At 61.3% G+C, this 23,631-nt stretch carries 26 protein-coding genes; 16 read left to right on the plus strand and 10 right to left on the minus strand.

Annotated elements, in window-relative coordinates; all coding sequences use genetic code 11:
• Positions 1-101 precede the first annotated feature (101 nt).
• Complete coding sequence (locus tag BN1143_RS17575; protein WP_042009009.1) at positions 102-353, minus strand: YkgJ family cysteine cluster protein; 252 nt, start codon at positions 351-353, stop codon at positions 102-104.
• A gap of 155 nt (positions 354-508) precedes the next feature.
• A complete protein-coding gene (glpX, locus tag BN1143_RS17580) occupies positions 509-1,519 on the minus strand; it encodes a class II fructose-bisphosphatase (RefSeq protein WP_005308234.1) in 1,011 nt (336 codons plus the stop codon).
• Positions 1,520-1,739: 220 nt separating this feature from the next.
• Between glpX and BN1143_RS17585 the strand changes: the two genes are divergently transcribed.
• The 7 genes from BN1143_RS17585 to BN1143_RS17615 all read left to right on the plus strand — a co-directional run bounded on the left by BN1143_RS17585 (position 1,740) and on the right by BN1143_RS17615 (position 9,264).
• Positions 1,740-2,804, plus strand: a complete 1,065-nt coding sequence (locus BN1143_RS17585) for a porin (protein ID WP_010635316.1) — start codon at positions 1,740-1,742, stop codon at positions 2,802-2,804.
• 117 nt (positions 2,805-2,921) lie between these two features.
• Positions 2,922-3,833: an ABC transporter substrate-binding protein gene (locus BN1143_RS17590; RefSeq protein WP_005308231.1), complete on the plus strand. Its 912-nt coding sequence runs from the start codon at positions 2,922-2,924 to the stop codon at positions 3,831-3,833.
• A gap of 227 nt (positions 3,834-4,060) precedes the next feature.
• Entirely contained in the window at positions 4,061-6,103 is a 2,043-nt protein-coding gene (locus BN1143_RS17595; protein ID WP_042051544.1) for a TonB-dependent receptor, read from the plus strand.
• A gap of 65 nt (positions 6,104-6,168) precedes the next feature.
• The gene (locus tag BN1143_RS17600) at positions 6,169-6,789 is read left to right on the plus strand and encodes a PepSY-associated TM helix domain-containing protein (RefSeq protein ID WP_042051546.1); all 621 of its coding nucleotides are present in this window, start codon (positions 6,169-6,171) and stop codon (positions 6,787-6,789) included.
• Positions 6,790-6,965: 176 nt separating this feature from the next.
• Positions 6,966-8,003, plus strand: coding sequence for an acyltransferase (locus tag BN1143_RS17605; protein ID WP_042051547.1), 1,038 nt, complete (start codon positions 6,966-6,968; stop codon positions 8,001-8,003).
• 128 nt (positions 8,004-8,131) lie between these two features.
• Positions 8,132-8,704: a hypothetical protein gene (locus BN1143_RS17610; RefSeq protein ID WP_005308223.1), complete on the plus strand. Its 573-nt coding sequence runs from the start codon at positions 8,132-8,134 to the stop codon at positions 8,702-8,704.
• A gap of 125 nt (positions 8,705-8,829) precedes the next feature.
• Entirely contained in the window at positions 8,830-9,264 is a 435-nt protein-coding gene (locus BN1143_RS17615; RefSeq protein WP_010635322.1) for an N-acetyltransferase, read from the plus strand.
• On the opposite strand, the gene BN1143_RS17620 is transcribed toward BN1143_RS17615, so the two are convergent.
• Positions 9,261-9,626 carry a winged helix-turn-helix transcriptional regulator gene (locus BN1143_RS17620; protein WP_025202308.1) on the minus strand — a complete coding sequence of 122 codons (366 nt, stop codon included), beginning with the start codon at positions 9,624-9,626 and terminating at the stop codon, positions 9,261-9,263. The genes BN1143_RS17615 and BN1143_RS17620 overlap by 4 nt on opposite strands.
• Before the next feature lie 121 nt (positions 9,627-9,747).
• On the opposite strand from BN1143_RS17620, the gene BN1143_RS17625 reads away from it, so the two are divergent.
• A complete protein-coding gene (locus BN1143_RS17625; RefSeq protein WP_010635324.1) occupies positions 9,748-10,053 on the plus strand; it encodes a monooxygenase in 306 nt (101 codons plus the stop codon).
• Here the strand turns inward: BN1143_RS17625 and BN1143_RS17630 are convergent.
• Together BN1143_RS17630 and BN1143_RS17635 are read right to left on the minus strand one after the other, a co-directional pair.
• Positions 10,034-10,579: a GNAT family N-acetyltransferase gene (locus BN1143_RS17630; RefSeq protein ID WP_042051548.1), complete on the minus strand. Its 546-nt coding sequence runs from the start codon at positions 10,577-10,579 to the stop codon at positions 10,034-10,036. The two genes, BN1143_RS17625 and BN1143_RS17630, sit on opposite strands and share 20 nt — an antisense overlap.
• A 5-nt stretch (positions 10,580-10,584) precedes the next feature.
• Positions 10,585-11,205, minus strand: coding sequence for an outer membrane beta-barrel protein (locus tag BN1143_RS17635; RefSeq protein WP_042051549.1), 621 nt, complete (start codon positions 11,203-11,205; stop codon positions 10,585-10,587).
• A gap of 213 nt (positions 11,206-11,418) precedes the next feature.
• On the opposite strand from BN1143_RS17635, the gene BN1143_RS17640 reads away from it, so the two are divergent.
• Complete coding sequence (locus BN1143_RS17640) at positions 11,419-12,057, plus strand: exopolysaccharide biosynthesis protein (protein ID WP_005308210.1); 639 nt, start codon at positions 11,419-11,421, stop codon at positions 12,055-12,057.
• A gap of 63 nt (positions 12,058-12,120) precedes the next feature.
• Here BN1143_RS17640 and BN1143_RS17645 read toward each other — a convergent pair whose 3' ends face one another.
• Entirely contained in the window at positions 12,121-13,395 is a 1,275-nt protein-coding gene (locus BN1143_RS17645; RefSeq protein WP_005308207.1) for an amino acid permease, read from the minus strand.
• 436 nt (positions 13,396-13,831) lie between these two features.
• Positions 13,832-14,728 carry a GGDEF domain-containing protein gene (locus BN1143_RS17650; protein ID WP_042051550.1) on the minus strand — a complete coding sequence of 299 codons (897 nt, stop codon included), beginning with the start codon at positions 14,726-14,728 and terminating at the stop codon, positions 13,832-13,834.
• 330 nt (positions 14,729-15,058) lie between these two features.
• On the opposite strand from BN1143_RS17650, the gene BN1143_RS17655 reads away from it, so the two are divergent.
• The 3 genes from BN1143_RS17655 (at position 15,059) to BN1143_RS17665 (ending at position 16,392) form a co-directional block, all read left to right on the plus strand.
• A complete protein-coding gene (locus BN1143_RS17655; protein WP_017779798.1) occupies positions 15,059-15,376 on the plus strand; it encodes a DUF6968 family protein in 318 nt (105 codons plus the stop codon).
• 96 nt (positions 15,377-15,472) lie between these two features.
• Positions 15,473-15,886, plus strand: coding sequence for a GNAT family N-acetyltransferase (locus BN1143_RS17660; protein WP_042051551.1), 414 nt, complete (start codon positions 15,473-15,475; stop codon positions 15,884-15,886).
• Positions 15,883-16,392: a hypothetical protein gene (locus tag BN1143_RS17665; protein WP_042051552.1), complete on the plus strand. Its 510-nt coding sequence runs from the start codon at positions 15,883-15,885 to the stop codon at positions 16,390-16,392. Before BN1143_RS17660 ends, BN1143_RS17665 begins: the two co-directional genes overlap by 4 nt.
• Before the next feature lie 33 nt (positions 16,393-16,425).
• On the opposite strand, the gene BN1143_RS17670 is transcribed toward BN1143_RS17665, so the two are convergent.
• On the minus strand, positions 16,426-17,007 hold the full coding sequence (locus BN1143_RS17670) for a hypothetical protein (RefSeq protein WP_017787374.1): 582 nt from the start codon (positions 17,005-17,007) through the stop codon (positions 16,426-16,428).
• Positions 17,008-17,229: 222 nt separating this feature from the next.
• Between BN1143_RS17670 and BN1143_RS17675 the strand changes: the two genes are divergently transcribed.
• The 4 genes from BN1143_RS17675 to BN1143_RS22130 all read left to right on the plus strand — a co-directional run bounded on the left by BN1143_RS17675 (position 17,230) and on the right by BN1143_RS22130 (position 20,994).
• Complete coding sequence (locus tag BN1143_RS17675; protein WP_042051554.1) at positions 17,230-17,862, plus strand: Vat family streptogramin A O-acetyltransferase; 633 nt, start codon at positions 17,230-17,232, stop codon at positions 17,860-17,862.
• 112 nt (positions 17,863-17,974) lie between these two features.
• Positions 17,975-18,412: a GNAT family N-acetyltransferase gene (locus BN1143_RS17680; protein ID WP_017787373.1), complete on the plus strand. Its 438-nt coding sequence runs from the start codon at positions 17,975-17,977 to the stop codon at positions 18,410-18,412.
• Between the two features lie 32 nt (positions 18,413-18,444).
• Positions 18,445-18,993 (plus strand): GNAT family N-acetyltransferase, encoded by a 549-nt coding sequence (locus BN1143_RS17685; protein WP_042051555.1) that lies wholly within the window; start codon positions 18,445-18,447, stop codon positions 18,991-18,993.
• 303 nt (positions 18,994-19,296) lie between these two features.
• On the plus strand, positions 19,297-20,994 hold the full coding sequence (locus BN1143_RS22130) for a reverse transcriptase domain-containing protein (RefSeq protein ID WP_082038619.1): 1,698 nt from the start codon (positions 19,297-19,299) through the stop codon (positions 20,992-20,994).
• 529 nt (positions 20,995-21,523) lie between these two features.
• On the opposite strand, the gene thiH is transcribed toward BN1143_RS22130, so the two are convergent.
• On the minus strand, positions 21,524-22,660 hold the full coding sequence (gene thiH / locus BN1143_RS17690; RefSeq protein ID WP_042051556.1) for a 2-iminoacetate synthase ThiH: 1,137 nt from the start codon (positions 22,658-22,660) through the stop codon (positions 21,524-21,526).
• Between the two features lie 122 nt (positions 22,661-22,782).
• Complete coding sequence (locus BN1143_RS17695) at positions 22,783-23,550, minus strand: thiazole synthase (protein WP_042051558.1); 768 nt, start codon at positions 23,548-23,550, stop codon at positions 22,783-22,785.
• Between the last annotated feature and the right edge of the window lie 81 nt (positions 23,551-23,631).

The following is a 23,631-nucleotide window of genomic DNA, read 5'->3' on the forward strand; positions in this document are numbered from 1 at the left end:
GGCAGATTTCCCTTCTCCCCTCGCGGGAGAAGGGTCGGGGATGAGGGGGAACCAGCTACCACCCTCACCCTACCCTCTCCCTGAGGGAGAGGGTCAAGGGGTCAGGCCGTCAGTCGCTCCAGCTCACCGATAAGCCAGATGGCCTCTTCCCTGTGGTAGCCGCACACGTCCTGCATGGGACGAAAGCCGCTGCACACCGCCGGGCGCTCGGGCTGGCCGAAGATCTTGCAACCCAGCCGCGCATCGAGCTGCACACAGGGCACGCCGGCCGGTTTGCCGTCGGGCATGCCGGGAATGGCGCTGCTGATACTGGGGGCAATGCAGCAGGCACCGCAACCTTGACGACATTCCATGTAATGCTTTCCTCGGCAGGGTGCGCCAGTGTAGCAAAGGGCGGGAATTTTACTCACTGTTATCCCGGCCACACCATGAAATAACCCTTGCCGACCGGCAACAAAAAGCCCGACAGTGTCGGGCTTTGGTCGTTCAGCAACAGCCATCTTCCTTCTTACAGGATGATGTCGCGCACCACGCTGTCTTTGCGGTCCAGGAAGTGGATCGACTTGATGCGACGGATGGTCCGCGACTTGCCACGGATCAGCAGGGTCTCGGTAGTCGCCATGACGCCGTCGCTGGTGATGCCGTCCAGCAGATCACCCTTGGTGATGCCGGTGGCCGAGAAGATGACGTTGTCATTCTTGGCCAGGTCTTCCAGCTTGAGCACCTTGCTCACGTCGATGCCGAGCGCCTCGCAGCGGGCAATTTCCTGCTCGCCCAGCGCACGCACTTCCGGGCTGTCGCCCTTGACCTGATGACGGGGCACCAGGCGGGCCTGCATGTCGCCGTCCAGCGCGCGGATCACCGCCGCCGAGATCACCCCTTCCGGCGCGCCACCGATGCCATACAGCATGTCCACTTCGCTGTCCGGCAGACAGGTGAGGATGGAGGCGGCCACGTCGCCGTCGGGAATGGCGAACACCCGCACACCCAGACCCTGCATCTCCTTGATCGCCTTGTCGTGACGCGGCTTGGCCAGGGTGATCACGGTCAGGCGGGAGAGCGGCTTGCCGAGCGCCTTGGCCACGGCCTTGAGGTTCAGCTCGAGGGCCTGATCGAGGTCGATGGCACCCTTGGCCTTGGGACCCACGATCAGCTTCTCCATGTACATGTCGGGGGCCTTGAGGAAGGAGCCCTTGTCGCCGACGGCCAGCACGGCCAGGGCATTGGCCTGACCCATGGCGGTCATGCGGGTACCCTCGATGGGATCGACCGCGATGTCCACCGCGTCGCCCATGCCGGTGCCCACCTTCTCGCCGATGTAGAGCATGGGAGCTTCGTCAATTTCACCCTCGCCGATCACAATCTCACCATCGATCTGGATCTGATTGAGGATATGGCGCATGGCCGCAACGGCCGCCCCATCGGCGATATTCTTGTCACCACGTCCGAGCCACTTGTAGCCAGCCAGTGCAGCCGCTTCCGTCACTCGGGAAAACTCGATTGCCAGTTCACGTCTCATCGCATATCCAACCTTTGGAGCTCGAAAACGGGCGGCATTCTACCACAAGGGCAAACCTTTGCGCGCAAAAGTGGCGGTTCGTCACACAAAACACGGCCCTTTCACCAATTTGACATCAAACCGCCACCGACACTTCACGAGAGTGTCACCCCGCTGTCATCCCCCCTGCCTAGCATGGCCCCCGTCTTTTACAACAAAGCTTGCAACACAAGGGATTAAGATGAAAAAGCTGACTGTAGTGGCACTGGCTCTCACCGCGGCCTTCCAGGCTCAAGCCGTTGAAGTTTACAAGAATGACACCACCACCCTGGATCTGTACGGCCGCATCTACGCCGGCCAGTTCTTCGGTGACAAGAAGGAAGGGGTCGACAGCACCCATCCGAACGGCACCCAGGAGTACAGCGACAAGCAGGGCGCCAACCAGTTCGTCCGCTTCGGCGCCAAGGTCGACAGCCAGATCAACAGCCAACTGAAGGCGCTGGCCCAGTACGAAGTGCAGATGTACATCAACGACAGCGAGAAGACCATCAGCGAGAACTCCGACAACCTGCGCACCCGTCTGGCGTTCGCCGGTGTCGGCGCCGACTGGGGCAACATCACCTTCGGTCGCCAGAAGGGGGCTCCGGGCTTCCTGGCCGACTGGACTGACGTTTCCCTCTCCGACGGCTACGGCAACGAGGCCCTCGGCGCCAAGACCGACACCTTCGCCACCAACCGCGCCGGTTCCGTGCTGAAGTACTCAGGTCTGTTCAACGGCTTCCAGATCGATACCAGCTACAAGTTCGACGGCGGTGACACCGAAGAGACCACCAGCAAGGACAGCGATGCCGCCTACGGCGCCGCCGTGGCCTACACCTTCCCGTTCAATCTGGCACTGGGTACCGCCTACAACGTGGGTATCCGCGACAAGAACGGGGAAGAGGATGCCAAGCTGTGGCTGCTCTCCGCCAAGTACGACAACAAGGCCGTCTACGCCGCCCTGAGCTATGCGGACGGCAGCGACTTCCTGGCCACCGGCAAGGATCACACCGGCTGGGAAGGGGCGCTCGGCTACAACTTCGAGAACGGCTTCGGCCTGATGGCGCTGTGGAACAAACAGAAGGTGGAGCAGTCCGGCAAGGCCGACTACGACTCCATCGACTACTACACCCTGGGCGCCCAGTACAAGTTCAACAAGAACCTGCGCGTCATCGGCGAGTACCGCATCAACAACCTCGACAGCAAAGAGAGCGGCAAGCTCAACGTCAAGGATGACTTCCAGCTGGCGGCCCGCTACGACTTCTAAGTCGGGCCCCTCTGCTCTGCGCGCGCCGGCTGATGCCGGCGCGCTCTTTTTTGTCCGCCCCGACGCGCCCGGCCCTCCATGATCTAGGCTCAACAGAGCCAAGACGAGGAGATCAACATGCCGCTACGCCTGCTCATCTGCTGCTGCCTGCTCTGCGCCCTGCCCGTTCAGGCGCTGACCATCGCCATGGTGCTGTGGCGCGGCGAAACGGACGCCGAGCGCGGCTTTCGCGACGAGCTCAACCGGCTCGGTCATCACCCCACCTTCGTCACCTTCAACGCCAATCAGGACAGAACCGCGCTGGCCACCCTGCTGCGCCAGCAGCTGCTGCCCTCCCTCGCCGACTACGACTACATCTACTGCTTCGGCACCACCGCCACGGCCATGGTCAAGAGCCTGGTGGGCAACCGCAAGCCGCTGATTTTCAGCATAGTGTCCGACCCCGTCGGGGCCGGCTTCCTGTCCGACGACAAGACGGAAAACCGGATGGTGGCCGGCACCAGCAACATGGTGCCGATGGCGCTGCAGCTCGCCAACGCCCGCCGCTATCTGCCCGCCAGCAAGGGGCTGCTGCTGCCGTTCAACCCGCGCGAGCAAAACACCCTGCTGACCGGCGAGATGCTGCTGCGCGAGGCCCGGCGCTACCAGTGGGAACTCACCACCTGGCGCATCGCACCGGACAAGCGGCGACTGGCCAACGAGCTCAAGCGGCTGCAGCGCGACGCCAAAGAGAGCATCGTGTTTCTCGCCGCCGACAGCTACCTGCTCTCCATCGCCCCCGAGCTGCTGGCCGCCCTCAACGAGGCTGGCATCCCCACCATCTGCAGCGCCGAGCTCTATGTGGAGCACGGCTGCACCATCGGCACCATCAGCAGCTATCAGGCCCTCGGCCGGATGGCGGCCAACATCATCCACCGCAACCTGCAGGGCACCCCGCTGCAGGATATCCCGCTGCAGACCGACCCGGCGCCGCGGCTGGTGCTGGGCAAGCAGCTGGCCGGGATCGCCCCCGCCGCCGCCGACCACTGAGCCCCTCATCCCCCTTCTTCTCTCCTCCCGTTACCTTGCCGACAGGGCCCCCTGCCGGCAGGGCGAGTCATCCGATACCCAGCCCCATCGTCAAAACATGTTTCTATTGCACAGCTAATGAAAATCAATATCATTAGCATCCTCTCAAATGAGAGAGAACAAAATAATTACAAATAAATCAATAAGTTCAGACCATCAGGTCGCTTCTTCAAGAGTCAACACGCAACATGCACACACCTCACCACCCGCGCACTCTGCTGAGTGTCGCCCTGCTGGCCCTGAGCGCCGGCGCGCACGCCGAAGACGAGACCATGACAGTGGTCGGCAAACGCAGCCAACATGAAGAGGTCGCCACTGCGACCCGTACCAACACCCCGGCCAAGTTGGTGCCGCAGGCCATCGACAGCGTCAAGGCGAGCGAGCTGACCGCCTTCGGCCAGCCCACCCTGAGCGAGGCCCTGACCGGCATCCCCGGCGTCAACGCCAGCGGTGACACCCGCTTCGATGGGGTCAACATCCGCGGCTTCAGCGCCAGCAACGACTTCTATCTGGACGGTTTTCGCGACGACATGCAGTACACCCGCGACCTTGGCAACACCGAGCGGGTCGAAGTGCTCAAGGGGCCGGCGGCGGTGCTCTACGGCCGTGGCAGCACAGGCGGCATCGTCAACCGGGTCAGCAAGAAGCCGCAGAAAGGGCTGGAGTCCAGCGTCAGCGCCCAGGTCGGCAGCTTCGACAGCCGCCGACTGGCTGCCGATCTCAACGGCGAAGCGGGTGAGCAGGTGCAGGTGCGCCTCAACCTGGCTCAGGAAGACAAGGAGAGCTTTCGCAACGGCGTGACCAGCAAACGCACCCTGCTGGCCCCCTCCGTCAACTGGGAGATCAACGACAAGCTGAACTGGCTGCTGCAGTACGAGCGCAACGAGCACGACCGCACCCCGGATCGCGGCATCCCCGGCGTCAACGGTCGCCCGGCCGACGTGCCGAAGGAGTATGTCTACAGCGATACCCGCCGCGACTTCATCGACGATGTGGCCCAGTCCACCCGCTCGCGCCTCAGCTGGGACATCAACGATCAGTGGCAACTGCGCCAGCAGCTGGGCTACACCAGCCTCGACAGCCAGTTCGACAACACCTATGTCACCAGCGTCAAGGGTGACAAGGTGACCCGCGCCCGCTGGCAACAGGATCTCAAGGCCAGCAGCCTGATCAGCAACACCGAGGTCGAAGGCCAGCTGCAGACCGGCCCCGTCGAGCACCGCCTGCTGGTGGGCTTCGAGCAGAACTGGCAGGAGCGCACCCCCAAGCTCTACCAGAACGCCACCGCGATCCCGGCCGGCAACCTCTATGATCCGGGCTCCCTGCCCACCTACGACGGCGCCATGAAGCTCTCCAGCGACGCCAACCACAAGGTGCGCGGCTATGGCCTCTATGTGCAGGATCAGCTCAGCCTGGGCGACTGGCACCTGCTGGCGGGTCTGCGCCGCGACGACTTCACCGTCACCAGCCGCCGCAACGACCTCAACAAGGAGGAGACCGTCTCGGTCACCAGCCTGAGCCCGCGCCTGGGCCTGGTGTGGAACCCGATCGAGGAGCACGCCTTCTACGCCTCCTACAGCAAGACCTTCACCCCGGTGGGCGGCGAGCTTATCGGCATCACCCCGGGCGACAAGAACAACAACCTGGATCCCCAACACACCCGGCTGTACGAGGGCGGCGTGAAGAGCGACTGGCTGGATGGCCGCCTGGCGACCACCCTCTCCCTCTACCGGCTGGAGATGTACAACAAGCGCAGCAAGGATCCGCTGGATCCCACCAAGGTGATCCTCACCGGCCTGCAGCGCACCGAGGGGATCGAGCTGAGCGCCCGCGCCCAGCTGACCGACGAGCTCTACCTGCGCGGCGGCATCGCCATCCAGGATGCCGAGCAGGTCAAGGCGGACGCCGATCTGCAAGGCAAGCGGCCGATGAACGTCTCTCGCCAGAACGGCGAGCTGTTCGCCGGCTATCAGAGCGGCAAGCAGGGCTGGTTCGGCGAGACCGGGGTGACCGCGGTGGGCGATCGCTTCGCCGACAACGCCAACACCACCACCCTGCCCGGTTACGCCCGCTTCGACGCCCGTGCCGGCTACCGCTGGCAGCAGTGGGAAGCCCAGCTGAGCGTGGAGAACCTGACCGATCACGACTACTTCGTCAGCGCCACCAGCGCCTCCCAGATCATGCCGGGCACACCCCGTCAGCTGCATCTGAGCGCCGCCTACCGCTTCTGATCCCTCCCTTTTCCCGATCCCTCTGGCCAGCTCCTGCTGGCCAGATTTTTATGAAGCACCGAGCAATGAGACGCAGAAAACTCCCCCTGCACAACAACAAGTGGGTGCGCCGCATCCACGCCTGGGCCGGCTTTGCCACCCTCACCCTGATGCTGCTCTACGGCCTCACCGGCCTCTGGCTGCAACACAGGGCCGTGCTGCCGCTGCCCGGCCCCCATACCGAGAAATCCAGTGAAGAGATAGTACTGAGCGCGCCGCTGACCAGCCCGGATGAGCTGAAAAGCCTGCTGCAACAACGCTATCCAGCAGGGTTCGAGGAGGGGCGCGTCCAGCTCAGCCCGCCCCAGACCCTGCCCACCCCCGACGGCCCGCTCACCCTGCCGGCCCGCTGGGAGATGCGCGGCGTCATCCTGAGCGAAAGCGTGGCCGCCAGCTATGTGGAAGGCACCCTGCTGGTGCGCACCGAACTGCAACAGGCCAACTTCGCCGCCAGCCTCAACCGGCTGCACCGTGGCATGGGCACCGGCCTGCCGTGGCAGCTGGTGGGGGATCTGGCGGCGCTGGCCATGCTGCTGCTGGCCCTCACCAGCCTGCTGATGTGGAACAAGCTGCATGGCCCGGCCGCGCGCGGCATCGCCCTGCTGCTGCTGGGCGCCCTGGTCACCGTGCTGGTGGCCCTGCTCTAGGGCGTTTACCGACGACAAAACGGGATCGGCCTCTCGGCGGCGGTAACCTTGCCTGCACCTCGGGTAACAAAGGGTAACCGGCCGCCGATGGGGTTCACAGTTGCCGGCCTGGCGGCTGGATGGGGGCCGCCCGCAGCTGCTAGGGTGCGCCCTCAATCCCAGCGGCAAGAGGCAGCATGCGCATCTCCAGCATCGAATGCGGACGGGTAGTGGCCATCCTGGCGGTGATGACCATTCACCTCTCCCCCTTCAGCAATCCCTTCGATCCCACCCTGTGGGACGGCACGCCCTACCCCCTGCTCGGGGCCATCATCAACCAGCTCTGCCGCTTCGCGGTACCGCTGTTCTTCCTCTGCGCCGGCTACTTTCTGCAACCCGCCCTCGCCGCAGGCCGCCCCCTGACGGTGGCGCTGCGCTACTGCCGCCCCCTGCTGGGGCTCTGGCTGGCGTGGAGCCTGCTCTACCTGCTGATCCCCTTCAACCCGCTCGCGGCGGTGAGCGAGGGCTACCTGCCAGCCATGGCAGGCCAGTGGCAGATGCAGCTGGGGGATCCGCTCAACGTCTGGTGGGTGGGCGGCATGATCCACCTCTGGTTCCTGCCCGCCCTGATGCTGGCGGTGCTGATCCTGGCGCTCTGCCAGCAGGCCCGTCTACCCCGGCTGGCCCTGCTGCTGGGCGTCCTGCTCTACGGGCTGGCCCTGCTCGGTGGCTCCTATGGCCCACCGCTGCTGGGGGGCGAGTGGGCCCTGCTGACCCGCAACGGCCCCTTCTTCTCACTGCTGTTCGTGGCCCTCGGCGCCGAGCTGCGCCTGCGCGTCTGGCAGCCGGACGCCAGGCGCTGCACCCTGCTGATGGCGGCCGGGATGGGGCTCTACGCCCTGGAGGCCGCAGGCCTGCTGCACCTGGCCGCCGTGCCCCTCAATCGCCACGACTTCCTGCTGGGTTCGCTCCCCTGGGCGCTGGGACTGTTCGGCCTGCTGCTGGCCAACCCCGGCTGGGGCCGGGGCAGCTGGCTCGAGCGCCAGGCCCCCAAGGTGCTGGGTCTCTATTGTCTGCACATGATGCTGGTGGCGTGGCTGATGATCTTCGGCCCCCAGGGCAAGCTGGTGTGGTGGGAGCTGCTGAAGGTGCCGGCGCTGCTGGCGCTCTCCCTGCTCGGCTATCGGCTGTTGGCGGCGCTCCCGGTCAGTCGCCGGCTGCTGCGGGCCCGCTGAGGGGAATAGAGGATGGGAGGGAGGCAGATCCCTCCCTACTCGAGGCTGAATGATGGGTTCAATTTTTATTCATCGCGGATAGATAAACTCCGGGACTCCTTAAACGCGAACCCAGGAGTCATCATCCCATGACGTTGTTCACCAAGACCCTGTTTACCAAGCAAGCCGGCCTTGTCCTCGTTCTGCTCGCCGCCAGCGGCTCCCTCAGCGCCGCCGAAATCGCCAACAACAACATCACCGAAGCCGAGATCAAGGCCGCCCAGGATGCCTGGGGCAAGGCCCTGATCCAGATCAGCGACGACTACCGCAGCGGCGGCATCGACAAGGCCAGAGCCACCGCCGGCGCCGTGCTCGACAGCGCCTACGGCTACGCTCAGGGGCCGGTACTGTTCAAGCCAACCCTGGCCGGCGGCGAGCAGACCTTTCGCATCAACCGGGAGGGGGCGCTGGCCTACTTCGTCGGCAACAACAAGGCCTATCCCGCCGACAGCGGCTTCGCCCTCAAGAACTGGCAGAGCTACGACTACAGCAATGCCGCCGTCTACATCAACGGCGACATGGCCCTCACCATGGGCAAGGTGCACCTGACCGACCGAGACAACAAGCAGACCACGGTCGACAAGACCTGGGGCTTCAAGAAGGGGGACGACGGCAAGGTGCGCATCGTGCTGCACCACTCCTCCCTCCCCTACGCCGGCTAACGGCAACAGGCGGCCTGCGGGTCGCCTTTTTTGTTACGAGGGCTCCACTTTTGCCCGCTGGCGGGTGACGGCAGAGCCTGTGCTGCTACCATGCCCCTCTTTTGACGAATCCAGACGAGACACTCATGCAGATACGCCCCTTCACCCCGGCCGACACCGAGGCCGTCCTCGCCATCTGGCTGGAGGCCTCCCTGCAGGCCCACCACTTCATCGAGCCCGCTTACTGGCACGCCAACCTGGCGCCGATGCGGGAGATCTATCTGCCCGCCGCCGACAGCCAGCTGATCTGTCGGGATCGGCAGGTACTGGGCTTCTACTCCCTGCACGAGGGATCCCTGGCCGCCCTCTTCGTGGCCCCCGCGCAGCAAGGGAAAGGGTTGGGCAAGGCCCTGCTCGAGCACGCCAAGGGGCAGTTGCCGACCCTGCGGCTGCAGGTCTATCAGCAGAACCGGACCGCGTGCGACTTCTATCGCGCGCAAGGATTTCAGGTGGCGGCCGACGCCGTGGATCCCCACACCGGCTGCGCCGAGTGGGTAATGGTCTGGCCGGCGCAGGCTTAACGGCGCTTGGCGGGATGGGGCTCCTCGCGGGCCGCCTCCGCTTCACTCAGCGCCAGCAGATCGCCGTGGCTCAGCGCGAAGTCGTGCATCTGCTGGAGCAGGGGGGTCAAGGCGACCCCGAGCGGGCTCAGGCTGTACTCCACCCGGGGCGGCACGTCCGGGTAGAGGGTGCGGATGATGACGCCGTCGCTCTCCAGCTCCTTGAGCTGGGCGGTGAGCACCTTCTGGCTCACCTCGGGCAGGCTGCGACGCAGGTCGCCAAAGCGCAGGGTCTGCGCGCACAGATGAAACAGGATGGCCGGTTTCCATTTGCCGGCCAGCAGGCGCAGCACCCGATAGGCGGGACAGGGCAATGAGGACAAGGGATGGCTCGCGAGTGGTTACTTTGCGGTAACTATGCCACGAAAATGTGCCTTCTTGCAGCCAAGATGCCGGCTTCCTATGATGCGGACTCCGTCAATCAACACCCACGAGAGGTGCACCATGCCCAGCCTGCTGCAGATCCATTTCAACTTCCCCGCCGAGCTGATGGGGCCGGCCCTCACGAGCGCGGCCATGCCGCTGGCCGAGTCCATCACCAGGGAGCCGGGCTTCATCTCCAAGATCTGGACCGAAAACCCGCGCACCGGCGAGGCGGGCGGCATCTATCTGTTCGAGGATGAGGCGAGCGCCCTCGCCTACGCCACCATGCACGAGCAGCGGGTGCTCGCCATGGGCGCCAGCGCGGTGCAGTTCAAGCTGTTCGACGTCAACGAGCCCCTCAGCCGCCTCACCCGCGGTCTGCAGTGATCCCCTCGCCCAGCGCCAGGCGGTAGCAGCCATCCTGCTGCCAGACAAAGCCCAGCCGTTCAAACAACCGCTGGCTGGGCAGATTGTCCGGCTCGATATCCGCCAGCAGCGTGGCAAGGCCGAGCCGGCGGGCATAGGCAATCAGGGCCGTCAGCGCCTCTGCCATCCATCCCTCTCCCCAATGTCGGCGAGCCAGCATGCAGCCCACCTCTGCCTGGCGCAGACCGACCTCGTTTGCAAAGCTGTGCAGGCCGCAGGTGCCGATAAGGCGCTCGCTGTCGCGCGCCACCAGCCCCCACTCCAGCGACTCGCCGGCGGCCAGCAACCGCTCCACGCTCGCCAGCATCTGCGCCACGGTGGCGAGGGAGGGAAACGGCGGCTCGCCGACGAAACGCATGACCAGGGGATCCCCGTAGATGGCGAACAGATCGGCACTGTCTTTGGCATCAAACGCCCGCAGCAGCAAGCGCGGGGTCGACAGCGAGGGCAGTGCACGAGGCAGGGGCGGCAGGGCGCTGCGGTGCATGGTGCTCAAAAGCGCAGGGTCAGGCCGATATTGGCCTGCCACTGGGTCACCAGCTCGCCGCGCACCTTGAACACGCACTGATCCGGGTTGCAGAGAAACTCGCTGTTGTCGTTGACCAGGGCGCCATAACCGCGCACCTCGGCCCGCAGCGCCAGATGCTCGGTCAAGCGCGGCTGCACCCCGAGCGCCAGCGACATGGAGGGAGCGACGTCGCTGTCGTAGGCGGCGAAGCGGGTCGCCCCGATCCCGGCGCCGATATAGGGGGCCATCAGGTTGTCCGACAGGGTGAGCGCCCCGGCGAAGTGGAGGGTATCCACCGTCAACCGCTCCGGCTGATCGGGGGAGAGGTGGGTGGACTGATGGCTGTAGAGCAGCTCTATCATGCCGGGGTCGTCCACCTCCCTGCTGATGAACAGGCCCCAACTGCCGGAGCGCTCCCCCTGCAAGGACTCCAGCCGGGTGGCGACAGGCGTCGGTTGGGGGTCGTCATTGGCCTCGAAGTCGATGGCCGAGCTGTAACCGAAGAACGGCGTCACCTGCCAGCCGGGGGCGGCCTCCCCCTCTGCGCTCCAGGCCTGCCCCAGCGGCAACAACAGCCCCATCATCATGATCCCTGCTCGTTTCATCACGGCTCCTCCGTGCGCTGCACCAGTGCCCGTCAAGCATATCAGAGCCCCCTGGCCCCTATCCTAAACCCAGCCTGTATCGCGCCGTTTTCGCCGCAAGGATCACACTCGGCCGTCCCGCCCGTTATTCATCCTCGATTAACCTCTGCCCCGTATGCTGGCCGGCAGCCGGCTCATGGTGGGCCGGTGCCACTCACCAGAAGGACACAGGGAATGGTTGCCGCGCAACTCAACGACCCCCAGAACAAGCTCTCCGACACCCTGCGGGCCACCGCTCACGCCATCGAGGATAGCCATATCAGCCTGCGCCAGATGCTGGCCCTGGTCGGCGAGCAGGGCATGCTGCTGTTTTGCGTGCTGCTCACCGTGCCCTTCCTGCTGCCGGTCTCCATCCCCGGCGTCAGCACCCCCTTTGGCCTGTTGATCCTGTTTATCGGCATCGGCATCACCCTCAACCGGGTGCCCTGGCTGCCAGCCATCCTGATGGAGCGCCGCTTCGCCGCCGATCAGCTCAAGCCGACCCTGCACAAGGGGGCGGATCTGCTGGCCCGCATCGACCGCTTCATCCGCCCGCGCCTGCTGCTGCTGACCGGCAGCAGCACCATCAACCGCTGCAACGGCCTGCTGATCATGCTGGCGGCCCTGCTGCTGATGCTGCCGCTGGGCGCCATCCCCTTCACCAACGCCATGCCGGCCTGGGCCATCCTGCTGCTGGCCATCGGCATGCTGCAGCGCGACGGCCTGTTCGTCGCCAGCGGCTACCTGCTGGTGAGCGCCACCCTGGTCTGGTTCAGCGCCCTGGCCATCGGCCTGCTGATGGCCGGCCAGAGCGTCTCCACCCTGTTCGGCTAACGGCAACACCAAGAAAAAGGGCGACCCATGGGTCGCCCTTTTTGACTTGTGCGGGATCCGCCGTTACAGCAGATCGTAGATAAGGGCCGAGATGGCCAGCAGCCCGATCACCAGCACGAAGAGGGTGCTCGCCCCGCGATAACGCTTGAGGGCAGGCAGACGATAGATGGAGCAGGCCGGCAGCAGGAACAGGATCACCGCGATGAGCGGCCCGCTCACCTTCTCGATGATCTCCAGCACGTTCGGGTTCAAGTAGGTGATGACCCCGGTCACCACGAACAGGATGACCGACGAGACCCGCGCTATGGTCGCTTCACGCAGCGACAGCCCCAGCCCCTGACAGGCACCGTTCACCATGCTCACCGTCCCCTCGCTCACCCCCATGGAGGTGCCGAGGAAGGATTTGGACATGGCCAGAATGGCGATGAGCGGCCCCACGTAGGCGATCAGCGGATTGGAGAACTTGTTCGCCAGCGCCGACAGCACCGAAATATTGTCGATGCGGGCCTGCGCCATCTCGGCCTGACTCAGGCTCATCACGCAGCTCACCACGAAGAACAGCACGCTGCCGCAAATCAGCAGGCTGCTGCACTTGATGATCCGTTTGGCGCGCTGGTCGGCGCTCGCCTGACAGCGCTTCTTCTGCGCCGCACTGAAGGAGGAGATGATGGGGGCGTGGCTGAAGGAGAACACCATCACCGGCACGATCAGCCAGAGGGATTTCCAGAACGCCGGATCACGCCAGTCCACCCCCTGACTCTCGCTGAAGTAGGAGAGGCTCCACTGGGGCAGCAGATAAATGGAGAGGCCGATGAGAAAGGCAACCATGGGCAGGGCCAGCACGCTGATGGCCGACACCACGATCTGCTTGCCCGCCAGCAGCACCAGGTGCAGCCCCAGCATTACCCCCAGCACCAGCAGGCCGCGCGGGATCTCGGCATTGCCCAGCTGGTGCACCACAAAACTCTGGATCGCGTTGGTGATGGAGATGCTGTAGACCAGAATGATGGGGTAGAAGGCCATCAGGTAGACCAGCATCAGCAGCTTGCCTGCCCGCGCACCGAAGTGCTCTTCCACCACGTGGGTAATATCCCCTTCCCGGTGAGAGCTGGATAATACGAAACGACTCAATGCCCGATGGGAATAATAAGAAAGCGGAAATGCCATCAATAATATAAACAGCAAAATAACCGGCGAATTACTGCCAACGGTAATTGGGAGAAACAGTGTACCGGCACCGACTGCAGTGGCATATAAGCCCATGGTCCATACCGAATCACTTTTCTCCCATTTCAACTTTGATGCGGAATTACTCTTCTCAGCAATAGCAACACTCATTGCGATATACACCTTATTAATCTGTCATCTTATATTTTATTGGCCCGTGTAATTAGGCGTGGCGACATGCCGCGGCATATCGACCGGATCGTAGAAAAAACAAGCCCGCCTGCGATCAACATGATCACCAAGAGGAAACGGGGATGCCACGCTACCATCGTTGAAATCGCCATAAAGGTCAAGGTTAATAATTCATGACTGTTTGAATCAGCTTGTTTCAAAAGGAAATAAGATGTGTCATTTTGGCCTCAAGATAATCAATTCAGCTCCGTCTGATAACATAACGACAAAACCTCGATGAGTTGCTCAACAACTTGAATAAGGCCAGAGAGTGGCCCGTTAATATTAACAGCATCAGCCCGGCAATATCAGCCAATTATGCAATAAATGGCCCCGACCGCCGCCAATATATTGGTGCCGGTCCTGCCGCCATATATCAGGGGGTTGGCTTCCCCTGTTTTGCCTCCTTGCGACGGCCACCCGCAGGGCAGTGAGCGACCCGGTTGCGACCCGCCCGCTTGGCCCGATAGAGCCACTCGTCGGCGCGGGCCAGCGCCTGGTTGATCTCCTCCCCCGGCTGCACCAGGGTGGTGCCCAGACTGACGGTAAAGGCCACCGGATCCGCCGGCAGCGCCTGCAGATCCGGCTCGCTCATGCCGGGTAGCAGGATCAGAAACTCCTCGCCGCCGCTGCGCACGAACAGATCGTCCGCCCGCAGCTGGGCGGCCACGCAGTCGCAGAAGCGCTGCAGCGCCCGGTCGCCCTGCTGATGGCCGAAGCGATCGTTGATCTGCTTGAAGTGGTCTATGTCCAGCATCACCAGACTGCAGGGAGCCTCTCTCTCCCGCCGCTGCCGGCAGTGCTCGAAGAAATAGCGGCGGTTGTAGAGGCCGGTCAGCTGGTCGGTTTCGCTCTGCAGCTTGAGCCGCTGCTGCAGCTCGTGCTGGCCGGTAATGTTGCGGGTCACCCAGGCCACCGCCCGCTTGCCGTCATAGCGGGAGGGCAGCGGCGCAATCTTGCCCTCGAAGCGCTGCATCCCCTGCGGTCCGACCGAGGCGTCGATCCCCTCCACCTCCACCGCCGCCAGCTCGTACTCCACCACCTGCACCTGGCCCGAATCCAGCGCCAGGGTCACCTGCTCCATCACCCAGCGGGTCATGTCGGCGGGCAGCACATCGGCCAGTCGCTTGCCCGCCAGCGGGTTGCCATCCTGATAGGATTGCTGCTCCACCCCGCCGATGTATTCGATGTAGTAGCCGTCTTCGCTCAGGATGAAGACGGGATCGGGCAGCTGGGCCATCACTTCATATAATTGCTCGACCGAAAGTGCCATGCGGTTTCCTTGGATCCGGGGAACGAGAGGCGCACGCCGGGCTGGCCGCCTGCCCCAATTATCGGGCTGGGTGCGGCGCCGAACCAGCAGCGAATCCGGCCATTCATGGATGCGCATCAAGCAATACGGGAAAATAGCGCTTGCCCCGCCGCCCGCTGATCAAAAGAGCAGCAATCACGGATCTTCAAGCCACCTCACAAGCCGCCGCTGCGCCCGTTGTCTGTGGCGCCCGCATCCATTAGGCTGACCTTCCTGAGTCTGCCCTCCTTGCCGACTCACCCCCCATCAGCCCGGCCAGGCAGACGCCGGCCCCGGAAAAGGATCGTCCAGATGAAGAGAGCCATAGTGAAAGCGCGCTTCGATGCCATCAGCATCGAGGGGGAACAGCTGACCGTGAAGGTTGCCATCGGAGCCCCCGAGCCGGATCCCAAGTCCGCCGGCGGCGACTGGCGCTGCAAGGTGAAGCTGGACGGCCTTGGCAACAAGACCTTCATCTATGGCGTCGATGCCCTGCAGGCCCTCAGCCTCGCCCTCAAGTTCGTGGAGAGCGAGCTGCGCGCCTTCACCGATGCGGGCTGGCACTTCTACCTGCCCGGCAGCCCCGATCACCCGGTCGACATGGCCGCCTGCTACTTCCCGCAGCTGTGACGCCGGGCCGGCGGCAGCCGGGAAGGGGCAATGGCTTGACCAGATTGAGTCTGAACGGTTATTGATAGAGGCCCTTGATCCGGCTCTGGAGAGACCATGCACCTGACCCCGCCCCAACCCCCTGCCGAGCAGGATGTCGACGCGCTGCGCATCGGCCTGTCGGGCTACAACATCAGCCAGGCCGGCACCCACCTGCGCGAGCACATCGCCAGTTTTATCAAGGATGAAGCGGGCAAGGTGCACGGCGGCATCACCGCCGACCTCAAGTGGGGTTGGCTGCACGTGGACTGGCTCTGGATTGACGAGCGCATCCGCCAGGATGGCTGGGGCGGCCGATTGCTCGCCACCATGGAGCAGTACGCCAAAAGCAAGGGCATCAGCAACTTTCATCTGGAAACCACCAGCTTCCAGGCGCTGCCCTTCTACCAGAAGCAGGGTTACCAGGTCTTTGGCGAACTGCCGGACATGCCGCCTGGGCACATCACCTATTTTCTGAAAAAGCAGGTATGAGGCCGCTGTCGCCACTCACCACCAAGGGCAAGGCCAAACCCAAGCTTCTCAGCCCGGCCTTGGGTGCACTGTGTCTGTTGCTGACCACAAGCCAGAGTGCCATGGCCCTGTCGTTGCACGATCTGGATCCGGCGTTTGCGCGTTGTGAGGCAAGCAAGGCCCGCCACAAACCCGCGTTGCCTCCCAAAGAGGACCGCTTCTGGTTGCTGGAAAGAGAGCAGCAGGTGACGGTGCTTGTCTACCTGCATGAGAAGAGCATGGAACGCTGCACCGCAGCAGAGGTAGATGCGCTGGCGATCAAGGCGTTTCATCAGGCAGTCGCCGGAGACCGCACCTTGCTCGATGCCCTGATCAAAGCAAGAGCCACGACGCTCACGCCGGCTCAGCAGGCACAGTTACAGCAAGTTGGACAGACAGAGCTGGACAGGCTGGCCAAGCTGACGGGCTTTGCGCACCCTTTCTCACTGCTCGATTACCTCAACCTGCTGGCACCGTCCAAAGCGTGAAGGGCTGACAAACTTGTCAGCCCTTCGGCATCCTCAGTGGCTGGCGGAGCGACTGCCGCTCCAGAGCAGCTCGCCGCTGCGCAGCTCCATCAGAGTCATCGACAACCGATAGCGGCTGCCCTCGGCCACCAGATCCCCGTAGAGCATGTAACTGGCGCCGGTCTGGCGACCGAGCCGCACCAGGGAGGCAGGGTTCATCCTGCCCTGCTGATACTCAAGCTGGCCGGTGATGGCGGCCACCTGACCCGGGTCGACAAAGCGAAAACCGCTCTTGCTCTGGATGCGCTTGCTCATGGCTGCCGCCATGGCGCGGGTATCCACCGGCTCGCCGGTACCGTTCTGGGGCGGAGTGAGCAGCAGCACCGGCTGACCGGTTTGCGCCAGCTCCCGCACCTCGGGTGCCTGCACAAAGGCATCGGCCATGGCCAGCGCCAACCCGGTCGGCGCCACCGGCTTGGGCAGCGGCGCCCCGGTATCCGGCTTGGTTACCGGCTTGTCCGGCTGCACCACGGGGGCATCCGGCTCGCTCACCGGGGCCTGAGTGCCGCCGTAGGGATTGACCGCACAACCGCCCAGCATCAGGGCCCCCACCATCAACAAGGAACGCAGCTTCATCTTTTCTCTCCGCCAGAAGTCCGTAAACGGGCATCAACCACCGCCCGCATGGCGGAGCCCCTGCCCCGCATCCTCCTTATGCTAGAGACAAACCCCGGCGGGGTCGATGCGCCCACCACCACCGGGCGACAGAGACTGGCGAACCTGGGCCCACAAAAAGCTGGCACGGCTCCACCCGATTCCGTTAGGGTAGCCTGAGCCCAAACGCCAGAGGAGCACCCCATGCACGGACCCGACCCCGCCAACCCGCACCCCATGGCGGGCTTCCCCCAGGTGTGCTTTATCAAGAACACCATCAAGGGGCCCAATATCGAGGTGGGTGATTACACCTATTACGACGATCCGGAGGATTCGGCGGGCTTCGAGCGCAACGTCCTCTACCACTTCCCCTTCGTCGGCGACAAGCTCATCATCGGCAAGTTCTGCGCCATCGCCCGCGGGGTCAAGTTCATCATGAACGGCGCCAACCACCAGACCTCCGGCTTCTCCACCTACCCCTTCTTTATCTTCGGCAACGGCTGGGAGCATGCCGCACCCGCCCCGGGCAGCCTCCCCTACAAGGGGGATACCGTCATCGGCAACGACGTCTGGATTGGCTATGAGGCACTGATAATGCCGGGGGCCAAGGTCGGTAACGGCGCCATTATCGCCGCCCGCTCCGTAGTCACCACTGATGTGCCCGACTACGCCGTGGTCGGTGGCAACCCGGCTAAAGTGATCCGCTACCGCTTCGATGACGACACCATAGCGCGCCTCAACGCCCTCACCTGGTGGGACTGGCCGGTGGAGCAAATTAGCCGCCACCTGCCGCTGATAAGCAGCGGGGAAATTGGCGAGTTGGAGAGGGTGGGGTGATAGCTGCCCACCTAGAACCTCCCCCTACAGCCCTGGAGAGCACGGATCCATCACCAGATCAGTGCGTTACATGGGCATTTAAAACAATCAGGCCCTACATGGAGTTACCCGAATGACCGCACCAACACCCGTTTTCACTGTCGTCCACTCAACGCCGCCCGTCGAAACCTATCGCTATCTTCGAACCGCTGCCGGACTTAGCCCAAAGACGCTTGAAGCCGCAGAGCTTGGTCTGCCCAATACGCTGTTTGCCGTCCAGATATTTTGCGGTCAGACCGCCATCGGCATGGGTCGCATCATCGGAGATGGCGGGACATTTTATCAAGTGGTTGATATTGCAGTACTGCCTGAATATCAGGGTCAGGGGGTAGGCAAAAAGATCATGGCGGAGATCGCGGACTATATCGCCCGCGAAGTACCGGAGTCAGGCTATGTCAGCTTGCTGGCAGATGGGGAGGCTTACCGACTCTATCAACAATTCGGTTTCTCGCTCACGGCTCCTGCCAGTGTTGGTATGGGGCTTAAGCGGGTTGCCGTCGTAAAGTCCTGACCAATCATCCAGATGAAAAAGCAGGACAGCCAATGACATTCCAGCCCCTTGCCAACGACATACTCGTTATTCGCCCCTTCGAAGCGGGCGATGCCGACGAGTTTGTCCGCGCGGCCCACGAATCGGTCGAGACGGTCGGCAGCTGGATGAGCTGGTGCACTCCCTCGTTCAACAGGGAGCAGGCGCTGGCCTGGTTTGCTGCCTGCGATCAGGATCGCAAGGCGGGACGCGCCTTTGATATGGGCCTCTTCTGCGCCGCCACCGGCCAGCTCTTGGGTGGCGCCGGAATCAACCAGCTGTCGCCCCATCATCGCTACGGCAATATAGGTTATTGGGTGCGCCAGTCCCGCCAAGGCTGCGGCATCGCCCGACAGGCGGTCGCCCTGCTCCGTGACTTTGGCTTTCAGCAGTTGGGGCTATTTCGGCTGGAGATCGTGATGGGAGTCGGTAACACCGCCAGCGAAGCCGTTGCCATCGCTGCCGGCGCTACCTTTGAGTGTCGGGCAAGGAATCGCATATTCCTCCGTGGCCAGCCTCTTGATGCATATATCTATTCGCTTGTTTCCACAGATGAAACATGATGGCATCACTCGCCATCGAATAGCGTTCTGCAATAGGGCATCTACCATCTTGCTGGATGGAGATTAATTCGCCCCACCTTGTCTTTTAGTGTGATACAAATAACATAATCACCAATATGCCGTTGATTTATATTTTTTTGGGATAGTTTTTTAATGGAAGGGGCGAGAGTTTAACTTTCTGCCGTTAATCTGCGGTGGTCATTTACATGTTTCTTTTTCCCGGTTGCACTCGTCACGGTTGCCACCGGCACATGGTAAAAGAGAAAGCATATTCGCCCCTTCTTCACCATTCTGGACTTTCCTATGACACAGCCAAATGCGACCTTTCTTTCACCCAGTGCAGTGAAACAACATCTTAAACCGGTCAAACCAACTTGCATTACGTGTTGTCATTCTACTGATGCCCTAGCCTTATTCTTGGGATTTCAGAATTATAATGAACTCCAAGAGTTAATTTATCCATCAGTAAATAATCTATATAGACCTTTTTATATAGATAAGAAAAATGGAGATAAAAGGCTGATTTCAGCGCCCAATAAAAAGTTAAAGTCAATTCAGAGAGCAATATCTCAATCCCTCAACAATGTTTACTCCCCTAGAAAATCAGCGCATGGATTCATTCAAGGAAAAAGCATATTAACAAATGCATCCATGCATGTTGGTAAAAAATTCGTTTTAAATATTGAACTGCTTGGGTTCTTTGACTCTTTGCATTTTGGTCGAGTGCGAAATTTATTTCAATCTTATCCATTAAATCTTGCACCACCTGTTGCAACAGTTTTAGCCCATATATGTTGCTTGAACGGAAAATTACCTCAGGGTGCTCCAACATCCCCTATAATTTCCAACATGATTGCATATAAGCTTGATAAAGATCTTCATCAGCTAGCTGCAAATAATCGCTCTACATATACAAGATATGTTGATGATATTACTTTTTCATTCACCCAGTCTAGACGCAGGCTTCCCAGAGATATCGCTACTGTATTAAAAGAGAATAACTTAAAGCTAGGTGAAAAACTTATCTCTATCATTGAAAAGAATGGATTTAAAATTAACAATGAAAAGTCCAGATGTTTCTCACAAAACTTCAGACAAGTTGTAACTGGTTTAGTTGTCAATGAAAGAGTCAATGTTTCGAGAGCTTTTATTCGCCAAACAAGGTCTATGATATACGCTTGGAAGAAATTTGGACTTGTTAATGCCGCATTAGAGTATCTATCAAAATATCACGACAAATCTATTTTAGAAAAACATCAGATATTTATAAAAAATAATGAAGATCAGGGTTTTTTCTTTAGTGAAATTGTTTTAGGTAGGATTAATTTCATTGGCATGGTTCGAGGTAAAAGTGATCGCCTCTTTAGAGAAATCCTTTACTCATACACTGAGCGCATAGGAAAACCAAATAAATCGCTAATTAACACACCATTGGATAAAATTGGCGAATCTATTTTCATCATTGAAAATGCGTTAGATGATTCTCAGGGAACTGGATTTCTACTTGATGGCATTGGATTAGTAACCAATCAGCATGTTGTTGATGGCATTGACAAAGATAACAGCGTGTTGCTTGAGATTTATCGTCATTTTGAGCAAGACAAAAAGCGTAAATCAAACTTTGATAAATCATGTCGTGCAAAAGACTTAGCCATTCTAAAACCAACAACAGATTTCAACGGAATAAAAAGACTTAAAGTTGGAGATGACTCAATTTTAAAAATAGGTTCAAAAGTAACTGTTATGGGTTTCCCTCAATATTCACCAGGAGAGACAGCATATATTAATAGTGGAAAAATAGTACAATCCAAAATTTTGTTTGGAAACAATGTATGGCTACTTGACATTCCTGTAATTCATGGAAACAGCGGAGGCCCGGTACTAAATGAAAAGCTTGAAGTCATCGGTATTGCCTCTATAGGCTCTGCTAAACATGATCACTCGACAAAACTGCATGGTTTCATACCAATTTCAACGCTAATTAATTACGTAAATGAATAGATTCGTAGGATGCAGTGAACGAGGTGAATTGCACCTCTATATTCAAAAAATCGGTTTAATGCGATCTGATTATTGCACCCTACGATTCCCCTGAGGTAATGGCGGGCACGGTTTTGGTTCCCCCTCCAATCCGCCGAGGGGAAGGGGCAAGGTCAGGAGCGCCATCAGGGATGATGGCGCAGACGCAGTCGGCACAGGGATGTGCCGTCTGCGGCGGTCCGTCCGACCTTGCACCTTATTCGAGGGAAACCGCGTAGCGGTCGGATTGGCGGGGGAGAAGACCTTTGGTGACTTTGGGTCTTTCCAAAGTCACTCGCCCCAGCCCGAAGGGCGGGCGAAACCTCTTCGAGGCCAGCGGCCTCGCGTCCTGCACGGCAAGGCCGTGCCATGCCCCCCATCACACGGTACGGACGATTACGCCTGACGGCTAATCGACCCTACGATTGCACGGTGTAGCCGTGCCTGATTGCCACAGGCACGGAGTCTGGCTGGACGTCGGGATGCCACCGGCAAAGGGGCGTGGCCGCCCCTATCGGCCCAGGAAGGGTTCCCAATCCTTGAACACCGGCTGCAACCCTGCCTGCCGCACGGCGGCGGCCACTTCCCCTACCGGGCGGTCGTCGTGGATGGCGAACTGCTCCAGCTCCTCTTTATCCCCCTCGGCATAGCCACCCGGCTGAGTGCGCGACTCGGCCGACATCTGGGTAATGCCAAGGCGCACCGCGCCGTTGCGAAACGCCGGCGATTCCCGGGTCGAGAGGGACAAGTCCAGGGTCGGCGAGAAGAGGCGCCAGGCGCAGATAAGCTGGGCCAGCTGGCGATCCGACATGATAACTTCCGGCTCCAGCCCACCGGTGCAGGGACGCAGGCGCGGGAAGGAGAGGGAATAGCGGCTCTGCCAGTGGTGACGCTCGAGCCAGGTGAGGTGCTCGGCGACAAAATAGCTGTCGGCACGCCAGTCCGAGGAGAGACCGATCAGCGCCCCCAACCCTATCTTGTCGATGCCGGCACGACCCAGCCGGTCCGGCGTGGCGAGTCGCCATGCGATGTCCTGCTTGTTGCCGCGCAGATGGTGGCGGGCGTAGGTGGGGGCGTGGTAAGTCTCCTGATAGACCATGACCGAATCGAGGCCGAGGGTCTTGAGCTCGGCGTATTCGTCTTGCGAGAGGGGCTGCACCTCCATCGCCACCGTGCTGAAGTGGCGGCGGATGATGGGCATCACCTGCCGAAAATAGGCGAGCCCCACCTTGTGCTCATGCTCGCCGGTCACCAGCAGCACGCTGTCGAAACCGCGCGCCTTGATGGCCAGACACTCGCGCTCTATCTCCTCGCTATTCAAGGTCTTGCGCTTGAGACGGTTGCTCATGGAGAAGCCGCAGTAGGTGCAGTCGTTGGCGCACAGGTTCGACAGATAGAGCGGCACATAGAAGCCGATGGTGTTGCCAAAGCGCTGGCGGGTGAGGCGCTCGGCCTCGGCTGCCATCTGCGGCAAATAGGCTTCGGCAGCTGGCGAGATCAGCGCCATAAAGTCCGCCAGGGTGCGGCGCGGGGTGCTCAGGGCGCGCTCCACGTCCGCGGCAGTCTTGGCGCGGATCTGCATGCCCACGTCGTCCCACTCCAGCTCCTGCCAACGGTCGAGAAAGGAAGGGGCGGTCTCTGATTCCATTGCCCCCGGCGCCCTCACCCCCAGCCCCTCTCCCTTATTTTGTGAAGAGCCGAGAGGGGGGCAAGCCTCTGACTGCGTTTGGGGTAAGGGGGAAGTATTCATGATCGCACCTGCATCATGACTCATAGCGCCCCCAGAAAATCGGTGAGCGGGCTGGAGGCTTGCGCCTGCAGGGCGCGGGCGCCTAGACCAGCCTCATAGGCGCTGCGACCTGCCTCACAGGCCAACGCGAAGGCGCGGCCCATGGCGACCGGATCGCCGCTGACGGCGATGGCGGTGTTGACCAGCACGGCGTCGGCACCCAGCTCAAAGGCGGCTGCAGCGTGGCTCGGGGCACCGATGCCCGCATCCACCACCACGGGTACATTGGCCTGCAGGGCGATGATGGAGAGAAACTCCCGGGTCACCAGCCCCTGATTGGAGCCGATGGGCGCACCGAGCGGCATCACGGCGGCGCAGCCCACCTCTTCCAGCCGCTTGCACAGCACGGGATCCGCCCCGCAGTAGGGCAACACCACAAACCCCTCTTTCACCAGCTGCTCGGCGGCCTTGAGCGTCTCGATGGGATCGGGCAAGAGATAGCGCGGGTCGGGGTGGATCTCCAGCTTGAGCCAGTTCGTCCCCAGCGCCTCGCGGGCGAGGTGGGCGGCAAATACCGCCTCGGCGGCGGTCTTGGCGCCGGAGGTGTTGGGCAGCAGCTTGACCCCGAGTTGCAGCAAGGGGCTCAGGATATCGTCGTGGGCCTTGCCCGGTTCCAGCCGCTTGATGGCCATGGTGACCAGCTGGGAGCCGCTTGCCTCGATGGCGGCGGCCATCAGATCCGGACGGGCAAACTTGCCGGTGCCGGTAAAGAGGCGCGAAGAGAAGGTGTGATCGGCAATGGTGAGCATGTCAGCCTCCAGCCACAGTGGTAAGAAGAGATGAGGCCCCGCAGCAAGGCAGAGCACGCGAAGATGGGACTGTGAGCATCA

It is taken from the genome of Aeromonas dhakensis, assembly GCF_000820305.1.
Taxonomy (GTDB): domain Bacteria; phylum Pseudomonadota; class Gammaproteobacteria; order Enterobacterales; family Aeromonadaceae; genus Aeromonas; species Aeromonas dhakensis.

What these genes read in the sequence shown, in the direction of transcription:
- BN1143_RS17575 (WP_042009009.1), bottom strand. Translation starts at nt 353, where the DNA reads ATGGAATGTCGTCAAGGTTGCGGTGCCTGCTGCATTGCCCCCAGTATC.
- glpX (WP_005308234.1), bottom strand. Translation starts at nt 1,519, where the DNA reads ATGAGACGTGAACTGGCAATCGAGTTTTCCCGAGTGACGGAAGCGGCT.
- BN1143_RS17585 (WP_010635316.1), top strand. Translation starts at nt 1,740, where the DNA reads ATGAAAAAGCTGACTGTAGTGGCACTGGCTCTCACCGCGGCCTTCCAG.
- BN1143_RS17590 (WP_005308231.1), top strand. Translation starts at nt 2,922, where the DNA reads ATGCCGCTACGCCTGCTCATCTGCTGCTGCCTGCTCTGCGCCCTGCCC.
- BN1143_RS17595 (WP_042051544.1), top strand. Translation starts at nt 4,061, where the DNA reads ATGCACACACCTCACCACCCGCGCACTCTGCTGAGTGTCGCCCTGCTG.
- BN1143_RS17600 (WP_042051546.1), top strand. Translation starts at nt 6,169, where the DNA reads ATGAGACGCAGAAAACTCCCCCTGCACAACAACAAGTGGGTGCGCCGC.
- BN1143_RS17605 (WP_042051547.1), top strand. Translation starts at nt 6,966, where the DNA reads ATGCGCATCTCCAGCATCGAATGCGGACGGGTAGTGGCCATCCTGGCG.
- BN1143_RS17610 (WP_005308223.1), top strand. Translation starts at nt 8,132, where the DNA reads ATGACGTTGTTCACCAAGACCCTGTTTACCAAGCAAGCCGGCCTTGTC.
- BN1143_RS17615 (WP_010635322.1), top strand. Translation starts at nt 8,830, where the DNA reads ATGCAGATACGCCCCTTCACCCCGGCCGACACCGAGGCCGTCCTCGCC.
- BN1143_RS17625 (WP_010635324.1), top strand. Translation starts at nt 9,748, where the DNA reads ATGCCCAGCCTGCTGCAGATCCATTTCAACTTCCCCGCCGAGCTGATG.
- BN1143_RS17630 (WP_042051548.1), bottom strand. Translation starts at nt 10,579, where the DNA reads ATGCACCGCAGCGCCCTGCCGCCCCTGCCTCGTGCACTGCCCTCGCTG.
- BN1143_RS17635 (WP_042051549.1), bottom strand. Translation starts at nt 11,205, where the DNA reads ATGAAACGAGCAGGGATCATGATGATGGGGCTGTTGTTGCCGCTGGGG.
- BN1143_RS17640 (WP_005308210.1), top strand. Translation starts at nt 11,419, where the DNA reads ATGGTTGCCGCGCAACTCAACGACCCCCAGAACAAGCTCTCCGACACC.
- BN1143_RS17645 (WP_005308207.1), bottom strand. Translation starts at nt 13,395, where the DNA reads ATGAGTGTTGCTATTGCTGAGAAGAGTAATTCCGCATCAAAGTTGAAA.
- BN1143_RS17650 (WP_042051550.1), bottom strand. Translation starts at nt 14,728, where the DNA reads ATGGCACTTTCGGTCGAGCAATTATATGAAGTGATGGCCCAGCTGCCC.
- BN1143_RS17655 (WP_017779798.1), top strand. Translation starts at nt 15,059, where the DNA reads ATGAAGAGAGCCATAGTGAAAGCGCGCTTCGATGCCATCAGCATCGAG.
- BN1143_RS17660 (WP_042051551.1), top strand. Translation starts at nt 15,473, where the DNA reads ATGCACCTGACCCCGCCCCAACCCCCTGCCGAGCAGGATGTCGACGCG.
- BN1143_RS17665 (WP_042051552.1), top strand. Translation starts at nt 15,883, where the DNA reads ATGAGGCCGCTGTCGCCACTCACCACCAAGGGCAAGGCCAAACCCAAG.
- BN1143_RS17670 (WP_017787374.1), bottom strand. Translation starts at nt 17,007, where the DNA reads ATGAAGCTGCGTTCCTTGTTGATGGTGGGGGCCCTGATGCTGGGCGGT.
- BN1143_RS17675 (WP_042051554.1), top strand. Translation starts at nt 17,230, where the DNA reads ATGCACGGACCCGACCCCGCCAACCCGCACCCCATGGCGGGCTTCCCC.
- BN1143_RS17680 (WP_017787373.1), top strand. Translation starts at nt 17,975, where the DNA reads ATGACCGCACCAACACCCGTTTTCACTGTCGTCCACTCAACGCCGCCC.
- BN1143_RS17685 (WP_042051555.1), top strand. Translation starts at nt 18,445, where the DNA reads ATGACATTCCAGCCCCTTGCCAACGACATACTCGTTATTCGCCCCTTC.
- BN1143_RS22130 (WP_082038619.1), top strand. Translation starts at nt 19,297, where the DNA reads ATGACACAGCCAAATGCGACCTTTCTTTCACCCAGTGCAGTGAAACAA.
- thiH (WP_042051556.1), bottom strand. Translation starts at nt 22,660, where the DNA reads ATGGAATCAGAGACCGCCCCTTCCTTTCTCGACCGTTGGCAGGAGCTG.
- BN1143_RS17695 (WP_042051558.1), bottom strand. Translation starts at nt 23,550, where the DNA reads ATGCTCACCATTGCCGATCACACCTTCTCTTCGCGCCTCTTTACCGGC.